This window comes from Streptomyces sp. NPDC041135, from assembly GCF_055592085.1.
In genome coordinates, this window is sequence record NZ_JBVIYZ010000013.1 from 84,300 (window position 1) to 98,859 (window position 14,560).

Sequence of the window (14,560 nt, forward strand, 5' to 3'; positions counted from 1 at the left end):
CCCGTGACATAGTCTTACCTCCGGTAACCTTACTCCAGAGTAAGCATGTTGACCGAGTGGTGTGGGAGTTGCACATGGCCGACCGCTACCTGACCTTCACCGGCACCGCGCCCGGCCGCTTCCTGACCCGCCGCCTCGGCCTGCCGCAGCCCGCCGCGCTGAAGCGCCGCTCGGCCGGGCAGACCTCGCTCGGCGGCCCGGTGCTGCACCTCACCGCGGGTCCGTCCGCGCTCGGCGCCGGACTCGCCCCCGTCCTGGCCCGCACCGGCCTCACCGTGAGCACCGCCGGGGACGTCGCCGTGAGCACCGCCGGGGCACCGGCCGAGGGGGCGGGCGGGGCGTCCGCCGAGGAGGCGGCCGGGGCCGGGCGGGTCGCCGCCGTGGTGCTGGACGCCACCGGCGTGCGCGACCTCGACACGCTCGCCGCCGTGCACGCGGCCCTGCACCCGGTCGTCCGGTCCGTCGCGGCGAGCGGCCGGGTGCTGGTGCTGGGCGCCCCGCCGCTCGCCGCCGACCACCACCAGGCCGCCGCCCAGCAGGCCCTGGAGGGCTTCACCCGCTCGCTGGGCAAGGAGGTCGGGCGGGGCAGGACCGTCAACCTCGTCCGGCTCACCGACGCGGCCGCCGCCGAGTCCACCCTGCACTTCCTGCTCTCCCCCCGGTCCGCCTACGTCAGCGGCCAGGTGATCGAGGTCGGCGCCGGGGAGGTCACCGCCCCCGCCGATCCGCGCCGGCCGCTCGCCGGGCGGACCGCCCTGGTGACCGGCGCCGCGCGCGGCATCGGCGCGGCCACCGCCGAGACGCTGGCCGGGGAGGGCGCCCGGGTCGTCGTCCTGGACGTGCCGGCGGCCGAGGCGGAGGCCCGCGCCCTCGCCGAGCGGCTCGGCGGCACCGCCCTGACCCTCGACATCACCGCGCCCGACGCCGGTGAGCGGATCGCCGCCGCCCTCCCCGACGGGCTGGACGTGCTGGTCCACAACGCCGGCATCACCCGGGACCGGCGGCTGGTCAACATGCCCGCCGACCGCTGGCGCGCGGTGCTCGACGTGAACCTGGGCAGCGTGCTGCGCACCACCGACGCGCTGCTGGCGGCCGGCACCCTCCGGACCGGCGGCCGGATCGTCGCCACCGCCTCCATCGCGGGCCTGGCGGGCAACGCGGGCCAGACCAACTACGGCGCCGCCAAGGCCGGTGTCGTCGGGCTGGTGCGCTCCCTGGCCCCGCGGGCCCTGGCCGAGCACGGGGTCACGGTCAACGCCGTCGCGCCCGGGTTCGTCGAGACGACGATGACCGCCGCGATCCCGCTGGTCATCCGGGAGGCGGGCCGGCGCATGAACTCCCTCGGGCAGGGCGGGCTGCCCGTCGACGTCGCCGAGACCACCGCCTGGCTCGCCCACCCGGCCTCCGGCACGGTCAACGGCCAGGTCGTCCGGGTCTGCGGCCAGAGCCTGCTGGGGGCCTGATGTCCGCCGTCGTCCTCACCGCCGCTCCGGCGCTGGCTCCGCTGCTCGCCCGGGGCGCCCTGCGCTCGCCGTTCAAGCGGCCCGCGCCCGACGCCGGCTTCCCGCGCACCCGGCTCGTGCTGCCCGGCCTGCGCGCCGACCCGGCCCGGCTCACCGCCTACGAGCGGGTGTGCGGCTTCGCCACCGGCGCGGACTGCCTGCCGGTGACCTATCCGCACGTCCTGGGCTTCCCGCTGGCCATGCGCCTGATGAGCGGGCGGGACTTCCCGCTGCCGCTGCTGGGCCTGGTGCACACCTCGATCGAGATCGTCCGGCACACCGGCCTGCCGGCCACCGACGCGTACGAACTGACCGTGCACGTCGCGGGACTGGCCCCGCACCGGCGCGGCACGGAGGCCACCGTGGTGACGGAGGTCCGGGCGGGCGGTGACGTCGTGTGGGAGTCCCGCAGCACCTATCTGGCCCGGCACCGCCACCGCCGCGCCGAAGCCGCCCCCGATGCCGCCTCCGCCGGGGCGCCCGGGGCCGGGGACGCCGTGCTGCCGGTGGTCGCCGAGTGGCGGGTCGGGGCGGACGTGGGCCGCCGGTACGGCGCCGCGTCCGGCGACCGCAACCCCATCCACCTGCACCCGCTCACCGCCCGCCCCTTCGGCTTCCCACGGGCCGTCGCGCACGGCATGTGGACCGTGGCCCGCTGCCTCGCCGCCCACGGCACACCGGAGGCGGCCCGGGTGCGGGCGCGGTTCCGGGCACCGGTGCTGCTGCCCGGGACGCTCGCCTACGGCGCGGACGGCACCGGCCGCTTCGAGCTGCGCGGGGCCGGACGGGACGGCGGGGACGGCAGCGGGCGGGGGCGGCTGCACCTGGCCGGTGAGGTGCTGGCGCCACCCGGGTGAGCGGCGGTTACTCCGGCTGGGCGGGCGGGGTCCAGGGGCGGCCCTGCATGAGGTTGCCCAGGCCCGCCCAGGCGAAGTTCATCAGGGTGGCCGCCGCCTGCTTCGCCGTGACGCCGGGGGTGGCGTTGGCCCAGGCGGCGAGGGACTCGGCGGCGCCCACCAGGGCCTCGGCCAGCCCGGCGACCTCGCGCTCGGGCAGGTCCGGGTCGGCGGGGGCCCCCGCGGCCGAGCAGGTACGGGAGTGCGGCACGGCCTGCCGCGCGGCGACCGCGATCAGCTCGGTGACGAACGCGACGATGTCCTCGCGCATCCGGGCCACCTCGGCGGCGAAGGGCTCGCCGTGGGTGCGGGCCTGGAGGTGCAGCACGGCCCAGCCGTCGGGGTGTTCGGCGGTGTGCGCGAAGAACGCCCGCAGCCCGTCCCACAGTTGGCGGTCGGCGGGCACCCCGGGGCGCACCCCGGTGCGCACCGCCTCGGTCAGCGCCCGGGCCTCCCGCCGGATGCAGGCGGTGAACAGCTCTTCCTTCGAGTTCAGGTACAGATACACCAACGGTTTGGACACGCCCGCCAGTTCGGCGATCTCGTCCATCGACGCGGTCATGTACCCGCGCTGGCCGAAGGTCCGTACGGCGGCGTCGAGCATCTGCTGCTCCCGCACCGCACGCGGCATCCGCTTGGTCTTCACGGCACCCATGGGGCAAGACTAATCGGGCGCCGGACGGCCCGGGGCCGGGCGGGCGGTGCGGCGGGCGGTCAGGAGGCCTGGCTGCGGGCCCGGGCGCTGTCGTCGGCCAGGTCCTCCTGGCTGCGGCTGGCGTCCAGGTTGGCCTTCGCCCGGTCCACCCGCTCCACGATCCGCACCGAGGCGCGCTCCCGCTCCTTGCGCAGCACGACCCAGCTGATCGGCGCCGAGATCACCAGGGACAGCAGCAGGACCCACAGGAGGTTCGAGTCGCCGAAGCCGCGCGGGAAGATGCCGGAGTAGACGGCACCCCAGACGACCACGAGGCAGCCCACGAAGATCCCGAGGCGCATCAGCGTGTAGCGGAGCATCGCAATCCACTCTTCCGTTCCGAACCGTCCGAACAGCCCAAAGGGCCACCGTCCAGTGAAGCACGTCCGGGCGGGGATCTTCGAGGGGGGTGGGAGGCGGCCGGCGCGCGGTCCGCGGCGGTCTCGCGGGGCCGCGCCGCGCGGTGTCAGTGCACCGGCAGCAGCATCGTGACGTCGTCCCGGTCGTCACCGGGGGCGACCCGGATCGCGCCGGGGACCCGGCCGACCTCCTTGTAGCCGCAGGAGCCGTAGAACCGCTCCAGGCCGAGGCCGCCCCGGCAGGTCAGCCGGATCGCCTCGACGCCCTCGAAGCCCCGGGCCGCGTCGGCGGCGGCGGCCATCAGCTCACGGCCGTGCCCCCGGCTCTGGTGCCGGGGGTGGACCATCACGGTGTACAGCCACACCCAGTGGGTCATCAGCCGGTGCGTGTTGAAGGTCAGGAAGGCGGTGGCGGCCACCTCGCCCGCCGCGTCGTGCCCCACGAGGAGCCGGGTGCGGCCCTCGGCCAGGTGCGCGAGGTGCCGTACCAGCTCGGACCGTATCTCCTCGCGCGTCACCGGCGCCGTGAAGCCCACCGCGCCGCCCGCGTTGGTCACGTCCGTCCACAGGTCGAGGATGCCGTCGCGCAGGGCAGGGGTGACGGCCGGATCGAGGGTGAAGGTAAGGGCCATGGAGGCACAGTAGCCATTACCCGGCCGCGCCCGGCACCGGGCCCCGTGCCCGCCGGTCCCCGGGGGGGCCGGCGGCGAACGAACGACGGGGCGGGGCCGGCCGGCCCCGCCCCGGGAGATCACACCCGCATCGGCTGCGGCGCCTCGCGGCGCGCCGGGTCGGGGCCGTCGTACTCACGGATGATCTCGTAGCGCGTGTTGCGCTCGACCGGGCGGAACCCGGCGTCGCGGATCAGGTCGAGCAGGTCCTCGCGGGTCAGCTTGTTCGGCGTGCCGTAGTTGTCCGCGTCGTGCGTGATCTTGTACTCGACGACCGAGCCGTCCATGTCGTCGGCGCCGTGCTGGAGGGCGAGCTGGGCGGTCTGCACGCCGTGCATCACCCAGAACACCTTCACGTGCGGGACGTTGTCGAACAGCAGCCGGGAGACGGCGAAGGTCTTCAGCGCCTCGGCGCCGGTCGCCATCTGGGTACGCGCCTGGAGGCGGTTCCTGACCTTGCCGTCCTTCATGTCCACGAAGTCGTGCTGGTAGCGCAGCGGGATGAAGACCTGGAAGCCGCCGGTCTCGTCCTGGAGCTCGCGCAGGCGCAGCACGTGGTCCACACGGTGGCGGGGCTCCTCGATGTGGCCGTAGAGCATGGTGCACGGGGTCTTCAGCCCCTTCTGGTGCGCCAGGCGGTGGATGCGCGACCAGTCCTCCCAGTGGGTGCGGTGGTCGACGATGTGCCGGCGGACCTCCCAGTCGAAGATCTCCGCACCGCCGCCGGTCAGGGACTCCAGGCCGGCCTCGATCAGCTCGTCGAGGATCTCGGAGGCGGACAGCCCGGAGATGGTCTCGAAGTGGTGGATCTCGGTGGCCGTGAACGCCTTCAGCGAGACGTGCGGCAGCGCCTTCTTCAGCTCGCTGAGCGAGCGCGGGTAGTACCGCCACGGCAGGTTGGGGTGCAGGCCGTTGACGATGTGCAGCTCGGTGAGGTTCTCGTTCTCCATCGCCTTGGCGAGGCGGACGGCCTCCTCGATGCGCATCGTGTACGCGTCCTTCTCCCCCGGCTTGCGCTGGAAGGAGCAGTACGCGCAGGACGCGGTGCACACGTTGGTCATGTTGAGGTGCCGGTTGACGTTGAAGTGGACCACGTCACCGTTCTTGCGGGTGCGCACCTCGTGGGCCAGACCGCCCAGCCACGCCAGGTCGTCCGACTCGTACAGCGCGATGCCGTCCTCACGGGTCAGCCGCTCACCGGCCCTGACCTTCTCCTCCAGCTCGCGCTTGAGCCCGACGTCCATGACCACACCTTTCTCCGACGACTGCACCACCGTACGCCCCGCCCGCCGGGCCCCGGCGCCCCCGTCCGGCGCCGCGCCCCTGGTCGGGAGCGGTCCTACACCTCTTCGGGCAGCTCCCCGACCCGGTTCTCCCACTTCGTGGACAGCACGATGGTGGTCCGGGTGCGGGAGACGCCCTTGGTGCCGCTGAGCCGGCGGATGGTCTTCTCCAGGCCGTCCACGTCCGTCGAGCGCACCTTGAGCATGAACGAGTCGTCACCGGCGATGAACCAGCAGTCCTCGATCTCCGGCAGGTCCTTCAGCCGGCGGGCCACGTCCTCGTGGTCGGCGGCGTCGGAGAGCGAGATGCCGATCAGCGCGATCACGCCGAGGCCCAGCGAGGCCGCGTCCACGGTGGCGCGGTAGCCGGTGATGACACCGGCCGCCTCCAGCCGGTTGATGCGGTCGGTGACGCTGGGTCCCGACAGACCGACGAGGCGCCCCAGCTCCGCGTAGGAGGCCCGGCCGTTCTCCCGTAGGGCCTGGATGAGCTGCCTGTCCACCGCGTCCATGCGATCGAAGCCTTCCGGTGAAAAGTTCTTGGAGTGATGAGAGGTGTTGCCCGGTGCCGTCAGCGTGCCGGGGCGCCGCCGCCGAGTTCGCCCGTCCAGCGGCGGTAGAGCCGGTGCGGGACGCCCGCCGCGTCCAGGACGCGACCCGCGACGAAGTCCACCAGGTCCTGGATGTGCGTCGCGCCCGCGTAGAAGGCCGGAGAGGCGGGCACCACGCTCGCGCCCGCGTCGTCCAGGGCCACCAGGTGCCGCAGCGTCTGGCCGTTCAGCGGGGTCTCCCGTACGGCCACCACCAGCGGGCGGCGCTCCTTCAGTGTGACGCTCGCCACGCGCTGGAGCAGGTCCTTGGACAGCCCCAGCGCCACACCGGCCACGCAGGCGGTCGAGGCGGGCACGATGAGCATGCCCTTGGCCGGGTACGACCCCGAGGACGGGCCGGCGGCCAGGTCCCCGGCGCCCCAGTACCGCACCGCGGCGATGTCCACCGCATACGTCCCCGGCTTGCCGTCGGCTCCGCGGCCCAGCCATTCCCGCAGGTCGTCCTGCCAGTGCGCGTCCCGGAACGAGATCCCCGTCTCGTCCAGCAGGGTCAGCCGCGAGGCCCGGCTGACCACCAGGTCGACGCTCTCCCCCGCCGCCAGCAGCGCCCGCAGCACGGCAGCCGCATACGGCGTCCCGGAAGCTCCGGACACCCCCACGATCCAAGGCACGCGCTGCGTTTCTCCTGCGTTCACACCTTGAGCGTACCGGTGAGTTGAGCAGTGTTCAGGACCGGTGGGCCGCCCCGGGATCGACAGGGAGGCGAGGCGCGGCCGGTGGCGGGCCGGCGAGGCTCAGACGGTCAGGCCCCGCACCAGCAGATCGAGGAGCGCACAGACGAACAGGGCGATGCCGATGAAGCCGTTGACGGAGAAGAACGCCCTGTTGAGGCGGGACAGGTCGTGCGGGCGCACGATGCGGTGCTCGTAGCCGAAGGCGGCCGCGACGATCACCAGGCCCAGCCAGAAGAAGGGGCCGGCGTCGGTGCGCAGCGCGTACCAGACGAACAGGGCGGTCGTCACGGTGTGGCAGGCCCGGGCGCCCCAGATCGCGGCCGGGACGCCGAAGCGGGCCGGGACCGACTTGACGCCGATCTCGCGGTCGGTCTCGACGTCCTGGCAGGCGTAGATGAGGTCGAAGCCGCCGATCCAGACGCCCACGGCGAGGCCGAGGACCACCGCGTCCCAGGACCAGGTGCCGGTGATCGCCAGCCAGCCGCCGATCGGTCCCATCGCCTGGGCGAGGCCCAGGATGGCCTGCGGGAAGTTCGTGAACCGCTTGCCGTAGGGGTAGACCACCATCGGGATCACCGCGACCGGCGCGAGCGCCAGGCACAGCGGGTTCAGCAGGGCGGCCGCGCCGAGGAAGACCACCAGGGCCACCAGCGCCCCGGTCCAGGCGTGCTTCACCGACATCGCGCCGGTGACCAGCTCGCGGTGGGCCGTGCGCGGGTTGCGGGCGTCGATCTCGCGGTCGATGATGCGGTTGACCGCCATCGCGAAGGTGCGCAGGCCCACCATGCAGACGGTGACCAGCAGCAGCCGCCCCCAGTGGATGGTGCGGTCCCACTCGTACATCGCGGTCAGCGAGGCGATGTAGGCGAAGGGCAGCGCGAAGACCGAGTGCTCGATCATCACCAGCCGCAGGAACGCCGGTACCCCGCCGCGCCGGGGCAGAGGCCCCGCGCTGCCGTTGTCGGCAATGGCCTCGCCGCTCACAGTCCGTACTCCTTCCAGCGCCGCGTCACCCGGTCGGCCGTGTCCGGATCGGACAGGACCATGTCCGGCCAGCCGCCGTCGCGCGTGTAGCCCTCCTCGGGCCACTTCTTCGTCGCGTCGATGCCCGCCTTGCCGCCCCAGAACTGCTGGTAGGACGCGTGGTCGAGGTGGTCGACGGGGCCTTCGACGACCGTGAGGTCGCGGGCGTAGTCGGTGTTGCCGAGCGCACGCCAGGCGACCTCGTGCAGGTCGTGCACGTCGCAGTCGCTGTCCACGACCACGATCAGCTTGGTCAGCGACATCATGTGCGCGCCCCAGATGGCGTGCATCACCTTCTGGGCGTGCTTGGGGTACTTCTTGTCGATCGAGACGATCGCGCAGTTGTGGAAGCCGCCGGCCTCGGGCAGGTGGTAGTCCACGATGTCCGGGACGATGATCTTCAGCAGCGGCAGGAAGAACCGCTCGGTGGCCCGGCCCAGCGGCCCGTCCTCCGTCGGCGGGCGGCCCACCACGATCGACTGGAGCAGGGGTCGCCTGCGCATCGTCACGCAGTCGATCGTCAGCGCCGGGAACGGCTCCTGCGGGGTGTAGAAGCCGGTGTGGTCGCCGAAGGGACCCTCGGGCAGCATCTCGCCCGGCTCCAGCCAGCCCTCCAGCACCACCTCGGCCTGGGCGGGCACCTGGAGCGGGACGGTTCGGCAGTCCACCATCTCGATCCGCCGGCCCGCGAGGAACCCGGCGAACAGGTACTCGTCGATGTCGCCGGGCAGCGGCGCGGTGGAGGCGTAGGTCACGGCCGGGGGGCAGCCGAAGGCGATCGCGACGGGCAGCCGCTCGCCCCGCCGGGCCGCCACCTGGTAGTGGTTGCGGCTGTCCTTGTGGATCTGCCAGTGCATGCCGATGGTGCGCTTGTCGTGGCGCTGGAGGCGGTACAGCCCGAGGTTGCGGACGCCCGACTCCGGGTCCCGGGTGTGGGTGAGCCCGAGGTTGAAGAAGGAGCCGCCGTCCTGGGGCCAGGTGAACAGGGCCGGCAGCCGGTCGAGGTCGACCTCGTCGCCCTTGAGCACGACCTCCTGCACGGGCGCGTTGTCGGGCTTGACCTTCTTCGGCGGCACGTGCGCCATCGCGCCCAGCTTGCCGAACGCCTCGCGCACCCCGACGAACCCGTGCGGCAGCTCGGGCCGCAGCAGCCCGCCGATCTTCTCGGAGATCTCGCCGTACGACGTCAGGCCCAGCGCCTTCAGCAGCCTGCGGTCGGTGCCGAAGACGTTCATGGCCAGCGGCATCGCCGAGCCCTTCACGTTCTCGAACAGCAGCGCCGGACCGCCCGCCTTCTGCACCCGGTCGACGATCTCACCGACCTCCAGATACGGGTCGACCTCGGCCTTGATGCGCTTGAGGTCTCCCTCGCGCTCCAGCGCCCTGAGCAGGGAGCGAAGATCGTCGTAAGCCATGCGTCCCAGTATCGGCCACCCACCGCACCGGCCCGGCCACCGGGGCCCGTCTCACGCCCCGGGACACCGCGGGACCGCTCCGGCACCGGCCGGGCGGCCGACCGGAGCGCCGATCGCTTCGCCGTTCGGGCCGCCACCCGTTCCGCTGAAATGTCGGGGCAGCGCATGCCCTGGCCACGCCCGGCGGCATTCCCTTGGCAGGGGACCCGTTCACCGGGGTCCCTCTGCGATCGGAGACACGTGCGAATCACTGACATCCAGCGCTGTGAGGTCCGGCCGGGACGGCTCGTCGAGTGGACGCTGAGCCCGGCGACCGTCGGGGCGGCGGCCGCGCTGCCCGAGGACTCCCGGCCGCCGGCCTACATCCAGGAGTCGCACATCAGGACCGCCAAGGGGGTACGCGAGGGCGGCCTGTTCGTGCCCACCTGGCTCGGTACGGCCTTCGACCTGCCCGGGCCGGTCGACCTCGACGCGCTCGGCGAGGCCCTGCGCCGCTGGACCCTGCGCCACGAGACGCTGCGCAGCGGCTTCCGCTGGGTGGGCGACGAACTGCGCCGGTTCACGCTGGACGCCGACGCCGTGTCCCTGCACCGCGAGGAAGCCGGCGACTTCCCCGACGCCGGGCCGCTGGCCCGCCGTCTCCAGGACCGCTTCGACGCCGTGGCGGACGCGCTGCGCTGGCCGAACCTCATCTACGCGGCCGTCGTCCGGGACGACGGCGTCAGCGTGTACATGGCCTTCGACCACAGCAACGTCGACGCCTACTCCCTGCTTGCCATCCCGGCGGAGATCCACCAGCTGTACACGGCGGGCCCGCGGGCGGGCGGGACGGGGCCGGGCGGAGCGGTCGCCAGCTACGTCGACTTCTGCGAGATCGAGCGCGCGGACGCCGACCGCATCGACGACGGCCACGCGATCGTGGGCCGCTGGCGCGAGTTCATCCGCCGCTGCGACGGCAGGCTGCCCGGCTTCCCCGTCGACCTCGGCCTGGAGCCGGGCGGCCCGCTGCCCGCCCAGCGGATGATCAGCGAGCCGCTGGTCGACGCGGCCGCGGCCGCCGCGTTCGAGACGTACTGCCGGCCCTACGGCGGCAGCCTGGTCGGGGTGCTGGCCGCCACCGCCCTGATCGTCCACGAGATCGGCCGGCAGCCCGTCTACCGCACGGTCGTGCCCTTCCACACCCGGGCCAGGTCGCGCTGGTCGGACTCGGTGGGCTGGTACGTCGGCGGCGCCCCCGTCGAGGTCCCCGTGGCGGACCTCCCCGACTTCCCCGGCGCGCTGCAGGCGGTGCGGGCCGAACTGGCGGCCACCCGGTCCCTGGCGCGCATGCCGCTGGCCCGCGTGCTCGCCCTGCTGGGCACGGAGTTCCGCCCCACCTCGCCCGACCACTACTCGATCGTGTCGTACGTCGACACCCGGGGCATCGCCGGGTCCGAGCGGTGGACCGGGCAGAACGCGTACGCACTGCTGCGGGTGTCGTACGGGGACCAGGTGTGCGCGTGGATCAGCAGGCTGCACGAGGGCCTGTGGTTCGCCGGCCGCTACCCGGACACGGACGTGGCCTACAAGAACGTGGGGTTGTACGTGGAGCGGCTGCGCGACCTGATCCTCTCGGTGGCCGCCGGCCGGGCGCCGGGCACGCCAGTTTCGTAACCCAACGGACATCCCACGACCTGGCATGCTCAACTGCCCCTTTCTACACTGACGTTGAGGGGGGAATGCGGTGCACAGACGGTTGCACGGGCGCGGAGCGCTGTTCGACGTGGACCCGGCCGGGCTGGCGCCTCGGCTCGTGGGCCTGCGCCCCCACCAGCACCGCGGCCATCCGTACGAGCACCCGGACGAGCCGCCCTTCGTGGTGCTGACGGGTGCGCGGGGGCTGGGCAAGAGCGCGGTGCTCGGCGAGCTGCGGGACGCCTACAAGGGACACACCCCGGTCGCGCTGATCGACTGCGCGGAGGACCAGTTCGCGAAACCGCCCGCCGACCGGCCCGCCGAGTCCTGGTCGCCGGTCGCGCAGGCGCTGCTCGTCATCGCCGAACAGCTGGCCGAACCGGTGACCGGCGCCGGGCGGATCACCTTCCCGCGGCTGATGTCGGGGCTGGTCGCGGTGGCGGCCGGCGGCTGGGGCGACGCCGACTCCGAGCGCATCCGGCGCGAGGTCGAGCGCATCCTGCTGCTGAACGAGAGCGGCTCCTGGATCAGCGGCTTCGCCGGGCGCTGGGCCGGGAAGGTCACCGCCAAGGTGGTCGCCGCCGCCACCGGCACCGGCCCGCTGGTGTCCGGCGCCATCGAGGCCACCCTGGAGTCGGTCGCCGAGGGCTTCACCAGCCGGCGGCAGCAGAAGGCCTCGGTGTGGTACCGGACGTATCCGAACGCGGGCGGGCACGCCCAGCGCGGCCTGATCCTGCTCTCCGGGCACTTCCGGGCGGGCGGCACCTCCCGGGAACACGCCGAGCGGCACCTCGTCCGGGCGCTGCTGACCGACCTGACCGAGGCCTACACCGGGGTGCTGCCCCGGATGCAGCGCATCGGGCGGCCCCTGGTGCTGGTCGACAACGCGCAGAGCGAGCCCGGCCCCGGGCTGGTGGCCGCCGTGCTGCGCGAGCGCGCCGAACTGCTCGCCGACCAGGTGGCGTTCGTCGCCGCCCGGCGCGGCGACGGCGGCCAGGCGCTGCGCGGCGCCGTACGGCGGGAGCTGCCGGAGGTGGCGCGGCGCAGCGACTGGACCCCGGACGCGGCGACGCCCGCCTCCCGCGCCCTGGTCGTCGCCCTGCCGCCGCTCACCCCGGACGACACCCTGCACATCGTCGGCGCCGTCTGCGGCGAGACCGCGGTGCCGCCGCAGCTGCCGCCCGCCGCACACCGGCTGACCGGCGGCAACCCGCTCGGCATCGTGCTGCTCGCCGAGTCCGCCGCGCGCCACCTGCCCGGCGTCGCCTCGCTCGGCGAGCTGTTGACGGCCGGAGCCGGGGACGACACGCCCGCCTACCGGGAGCTGCTGGACCGGCTGGTGCCCGCCGACCGGCTGGACGAGCTGACGGTACTGGCCGCCGCCCACGACCACGACTCGGCCTGCGCCCTGGCCGCCGCCCTGCTCCCGGACGACTTCGGCCCGGCGGACGTGCGGTCCCTGCGGACCCGGCTCACCGAGGAGGGGCTGCCTCCCGCGCGCGGGCAGTTCGTCGGCGACCCCTTCGCGCGGACCCTGCTGCTGCTGCGGCTGCACCTGCGCGACCGGGACCACAGCGGATGGCGTACGGCGCACGAGACGCTGATCGCGCACTACGGCCCCGAGCGGGACGATCCCGAGCGGGCCGGGTACCGGCTGCACCACGAGCTGGCGCTGGGCCTGACCGAGCGGGCCGTCGCCCACCTGCGCGACACCTTCCCCGTCGCGGACATCCGCACCTGGCTGCGCACCCTGTGCTTCGTCGCCACCGCCCCCTACTTCCACGCCCACGACGCCGAGGGCCGTGACTTCACCGGCCCGGGCGACCGGCGGGCGGCGGTGGCGCTGGGCCTGACGGACGCCGGGCACCCGGTGCCCGAGGACGCGGACGCCGTGCTGCACCTGCGCATCCGCAGGCTGCTGCACGCGGTGTGGCAACTGTCGGACCGGCTGGTGCTGCCCGACCCGAAGGTGTGCGACCGGCTGCGGTTCGAGCTGGAGCAGCTGTCCAACCTGCGCCCCGCGGCGAACGCGCTGCTGTGGCGGGCCTCCCGGGACTGGCCGGCGGCCGCGCTCGCCGGGCGCCCGCTGGACGTGCCCCCGGCGGGCGACGACCTCGACGGGGACGACGGGTCCGGCGACGGCCGGCCCGGTGACGGCGGTCACGGCGACGGCGGTCACGGCGACGGCGGGTCCGCCGGGAACGGAGCGGCGTGATGGCACGCACGGGCGTGGGCACCTGGGTGCGCGAGGGGATCTGGGAGATCCCGCTGCGCCGCTATCTGGCCCTGCTGGTCACCGTGGTCCTGGTGGCCGGGGTGGCCTTCGCGGTGCGCGCGCTGGCGCGGGACGACCGCTCCTGCGCGGCCGGGGTCGTACGGCCGCCGGGCAGCACGGAGTGCGTGGGCGTGGCGACGGCCGGCGGCTACGACTTCGGGCGGCCCCAGCTGCGGCCGGTGGTCGCGGCGATCGACGCCGAGAACCACCGGCTGAAGCCCGGGACGTACGTCACCGTGGCGGTGATGCTGCCGTACACCTCGACCGCGGCGGCCAACCTGCGCGACATCCAGCACCAGTTGCAGGGCGCCTACCTGGCCCAGTACCAGGCCAACCACCAGGCCAACGGCGAGGCGCCGGCGATCCGGCTGGTGCTGGCCAACCCGGGCGCGACCGGCGGGCACTGGCGCGGCACGGTCGACCAGCTGATCCGGATGACGACGGGCCCCGACCGGCTGCGGGCGGTCGAGGGCATCGGGCAGAGCACCGACAACAACAAGCGGGCCGTGCGGGAGCTGACCCGGCGCGGCATCCCGGTGGTCGGCTCCTCCATCACCGCCGACGACCTGGCGAACGGGCAGCACGGCGACGACTCCTATCCGGGGCTGGCCCGGGTGTCGCCGACCAACACCGACGAGGCCCGCGCGCTCGCCTCGTTCGCGAAGGTCGGCGCGGGCACGGCGCTGCTGGTGTACGACAAGCCCGGCGACCCGTACACGCGGACGCTCCAGCGGTCGTTCGCGGCGCTGATCAAGGGCTCCCCGTACCAGCCGTGGCCCTTCACCCCGCCCGCCGACCGCAGCCGGGACGGGACCACCGCCAACACCTTCCGGCAGATCACCCACCTGGTGTGCGACACCTCACGGGACACCGACACCATCCTGTTCGCGGGGCGCCACACCCAGCTGCGGCAGTTCATCAACGCGCTGGGCGGGCGGGGGTGCATCGACCGGAAGTTCACGCTGCTGACCGGGGACGAGGGGTCGTACCTCACCGGGGAGAAGACCCTGGACCGGGACGCGCTGCGGCACAACCTCTCCGTCCGCTACACCTCCCTCGCCCACCCCGACGCCTGGACGGCCGGCGCGCCCCGGACGGGCGGTTCGGCGGCGGACGCGCGGACCCTGCGCACGCTGCTCGCCGACCGCCGGCGTGACGGCATCGGCCCGGTCGCCCTGGACGACGGACAGTTGATCATCGGCTACGACGCGGTACGGCTGGCGGTGCACGGCATCCGGGAGGCGGTGCCGGACGGCCGCACCATACCGGCGCTGGCCGATGTCGGATTGCAGTGGCCGCAGGTCAAGGGCTCGCTGCGGGTGAACGGGGCGAGCGGCTGGATCTGCCTGGACGCGCACGGCAACCCCTACGACAAGGCCGTGGCGGTCGTTGAGCTGACCCCGGCGGGCGGCAACCGCTTCGTGCGGCTGGCCTGGCCGGAGGGCAGGCCGCCCGGCAAGGACTGCCTGCCGCCGTCCTGACC

Annotated in this window: 13 protein-coding genes; 5 read left to right on the plus strand and 8 right to left on the minus strand. The window is 73.9% G+C overall.

What is annotated here, in order from left to right:
* Positions 1–74: 74 nt before the first annotated feature.
* Both ACZ6CZ_RS26560 and ACZ6CZ_RS26565 read left to right on the plus strand, forming a co-directional pair.
* Positions 75–1,463: a 3-oxoacyl-ACP reductase gene (locus ACZ6CZ_RS26560; RefSeq protein WP_469025848.1), complete on the plus strand. Its 1,389-nt coding sequence runs from the start codon at positions 75–77 to the stop codon at positions 1,461–1,463.
* A complete protein-coding gene (locus tag ACZ6CZ_RS26565; protein WP_469025850.1) occupies positions 1,463–2,359 on the plus strand; it encodes a MaoC/PaaZ C-terminal domain-containing protein in 897 nt (298 codons plus the stop codon). Before ACZ6CZ_RS26560 ends, ACZ6CZ_RS26565 begins: the two co-directional genes overlap by 1 nt.
* A gap of 7 nt (positions 2,360–2,366) precedes the next feature.
* On the opposite strand, the gene ACZ6CZ_RS26570 is transcribed toward ACZ6CZ_RS26565, so the two are convergent.
* From ACZ6CZ_RS26570 to ACZ6CZ_RS26605, 8 genes are all read right to left on the minus strand, one after another.
* Positions 2,367–3,053 (minus strand): TetR/AcrR family transcriptional regulator, encoded by a 687-nt coding sequence (locus tag ACZ6CZ_RS26570; RefSeq protein ID WP_469025852.1) that lies wholly within the window; start codon positions 3,051–3,053, stop codon positions 2,367–2,369.
* Between the two features lie 59 nt (positions 3,054–3,112).
* Positions 3,113–3,412: a DUF4229 domain-containing protein gene (locus ACZ6CZ_RS26575; RefSeq protein ID WP_469025855.1), complete on the minus strand. Its 300-nt coding sequence runs from the start codon at positions 3,410–3,412 to the stop codon at positions 3,113–3,115.
* A gap of 146 nt (positions 3,413–3,558) precedes the next feature.
* Positions 3,559–4,083 (minus strand): GNAT family N-acetyltransferase, encoded by a 525-nt coding sequence (locus tag ACZ6CZ_RS26580; protein ID WP_469025857.1) that lies wholly within the window; start codon positions 4,081–4,083, stop codon positions 3,559–3,561.
* 119 nt (positions 4,084–4,202) lie between these two features.
* Positions 4,203–5,366, minus strand: coding sequence for an aminofutalosine synthase MqnE (mqnE, locus tag ACZ6CZ_RS26585; protein WP_469025860.1), 1,164 nt, complete (start codon positions 5,364–5,366; stop codon positions 4,203–4,205).
* Between the two features lie 95 nt (positions 5,367–5,461).
* Positions 5,462–5,917, minus strand: a complete 456-nt coding sequence (locus tag ACZ6CZ_RS26590) for an Lrp/AsnC family transcriptional regulator (protein WP_469025862.1) — start codon at positions 5,915–5,917, stop codon at positions 5,462–5,464.
* A 59-nt stretch (positions 5,918–5,976) separates the two neighbouring features.
* Positions 5,977–6,627 carry a UbiX family flavin prenyltransferase gene (locus ACZ6CZ_RS26595; protein ID WP_469025865.1) on the minus strand — a complete coding sequence of 217 codons (651 nt, stop codon included), beginning with the start codon at positions 6,625–6,627 and terminating at the stop codon, positions 5,977–5,979.
* A gap of 123 nt (positions 6,628–6,750) precedes the next feature.
* Positions 6,751–7,674, minus strand: a complete 924-nt coding sequence (gene mqnP / locus ACZ6CZ_RS26600; protein ID WP_469025867.1) for a menaquinone biosynthesis prenyltransferase MqnP — start codon at positions 7,672–7,674, stop codon at positions 6,751–6,753.
* Positions 7,671–9,128 carry a menaquinone biosynthesis decarboxylase gene (locus tag ACZ6CZ_RS26605; RefSeq protein WP_469025869.1) on the minus strand — a complete coding sequence of 486 codons (1,458 nt, stop codon included), beginning with the start codon at positions 9,126–9,128 and terminating at the stop codon, positions 7,671–7,673. The genes mqnP and ACZ6CZ_RS26605 overlap by 4 nt, the downstream gene beginning before the upstream one ends.
* A gap of 240 nt (positions 9,129–9,368) precedes the next feature.
* Here ACZ6CZ_RS26605 and ACZ6CZ_RS26610 point away from each other — a divergent pair, with 240 nt between their 5' ends.
* The 3 genes from ACZ6CZ_RS26610 (at position 9,369) to ACZ6CZ_RS26620 (ending at position 14,558) form a co-directional block, all read left to right on the plus strand.
* Positions 9,369–10,781, plus strand: coding sequence for a condensation domain-containing protein (locus tag ACZ6CZ_RS26610; protein WP_469025872.1), 1,413 nt, complete (start codon positions 9,369–9,371; stop codon positions 10,779–10,781).
* A 70-nt stretch (positions 10,782–10,851) separates the two neighbouring features.
* Positions 10,852–13,017, plus strand: a complete 2,166-nt coding sequence (locus ACZ6CZ_RS26615) for a hypothetical protein (RefSeq protein ID WP_469025874.1) — start codon at positions 10,852–10,854, stop codon at positions 13,015–13,017.
* Complete coding sequence (locus tag ACZ6CZ_RS26620; RefSeq protein ID WP_469025877.1) at positions 13,017–14,558, plus strand: type 1 periplasmic-binding domain-containing protein; 1,542 nt, start codon at positions 13,017–13,019, stop codon at positions 14,556–14,558. The genes ACZ6CZ_RS26615 and ACZ6CZ_RS26620 overlap by 1 nt, the downstream gene beginning before the upstream one ends.
* The last annotated feature ends 2 nt before the right edge of the window (positions 14,559–14,560 follow it).

What these genes read in the sequence shown, in the direction of transcription:
- ACZ6CZ_RS26560 (WP_469025848.1), top strand. Translation starts at nt 75, where the DNA reads ATGGCCGACCGCTACCTGACCTTCACCGGCACCGCGCCCGGCCGCTTC.
- ACZ6CZ_RS26565 (WP_469025850.1), top strand. Translation starts at nt 1,463, where the DNA reads ATGTCCGCCGTCGTCCTCACCGCCGCTCCGGCGCTGGCTCCGCTGCTC.
- ACZ6CZ_RS26570 (WP_469025852.1), bottom strand. Translation starts at nt 3,053, where the DNA reads ATGGGTGCCGTGAAGACCAAGCGGATGCCGCGTGCGGTGCGGGAGCAG.
- ACZ6CZ_RS26575 (WP_469025855.1), bottom strand. Translation starts at nt 3,412, where the DNA reads ATGCTCCGCTACACGCTGATGCGCCTCGGGATCTTCGTGGGCTGCCTC.
- ACZ6CZ_RS26580 (WP_469025857.1), bottom strand. Translation starts at nt 4,083, where the DNA reads ATGGCCCTTACCTTCACCCTCGATCCGGCCGTCACCCCTGCCCTGCGC.
- mqnE (WP_469025860.1), bottom strand. Translation starts at nt 5,366, where the DNA reads ATGGACGTCGGGCTCAAGCGCGAGCTGGAGGAGAAGGTCAGGGCCGGT.
- ACZ6CZ_RS26590 (WP_469025862.1), bottom strand. Translation starts at nt 5,917, where the DNA reads ATGGACGCGGTGGACAGGCAGCTCATCCAGGCCCTACGGGAGAACGGC.
- ACZ6CZ_RS26605 (WP_469025869.1), bottom strand. Translation starts at nt 9,128, where the DNA reads ATGGCTTACGACGATCTTCGCTCCCTGCTCAGGGCGCTGGAGCGCGAG.
- ACZ6CZ_RS26620 (WP_469025877.1), top strand. Translation starts at nt 13,017, where the DNA reads ATGGCACGCACGGGCGTGGGCACCTGGGTGCGCGAGGGGATCTGGGAG.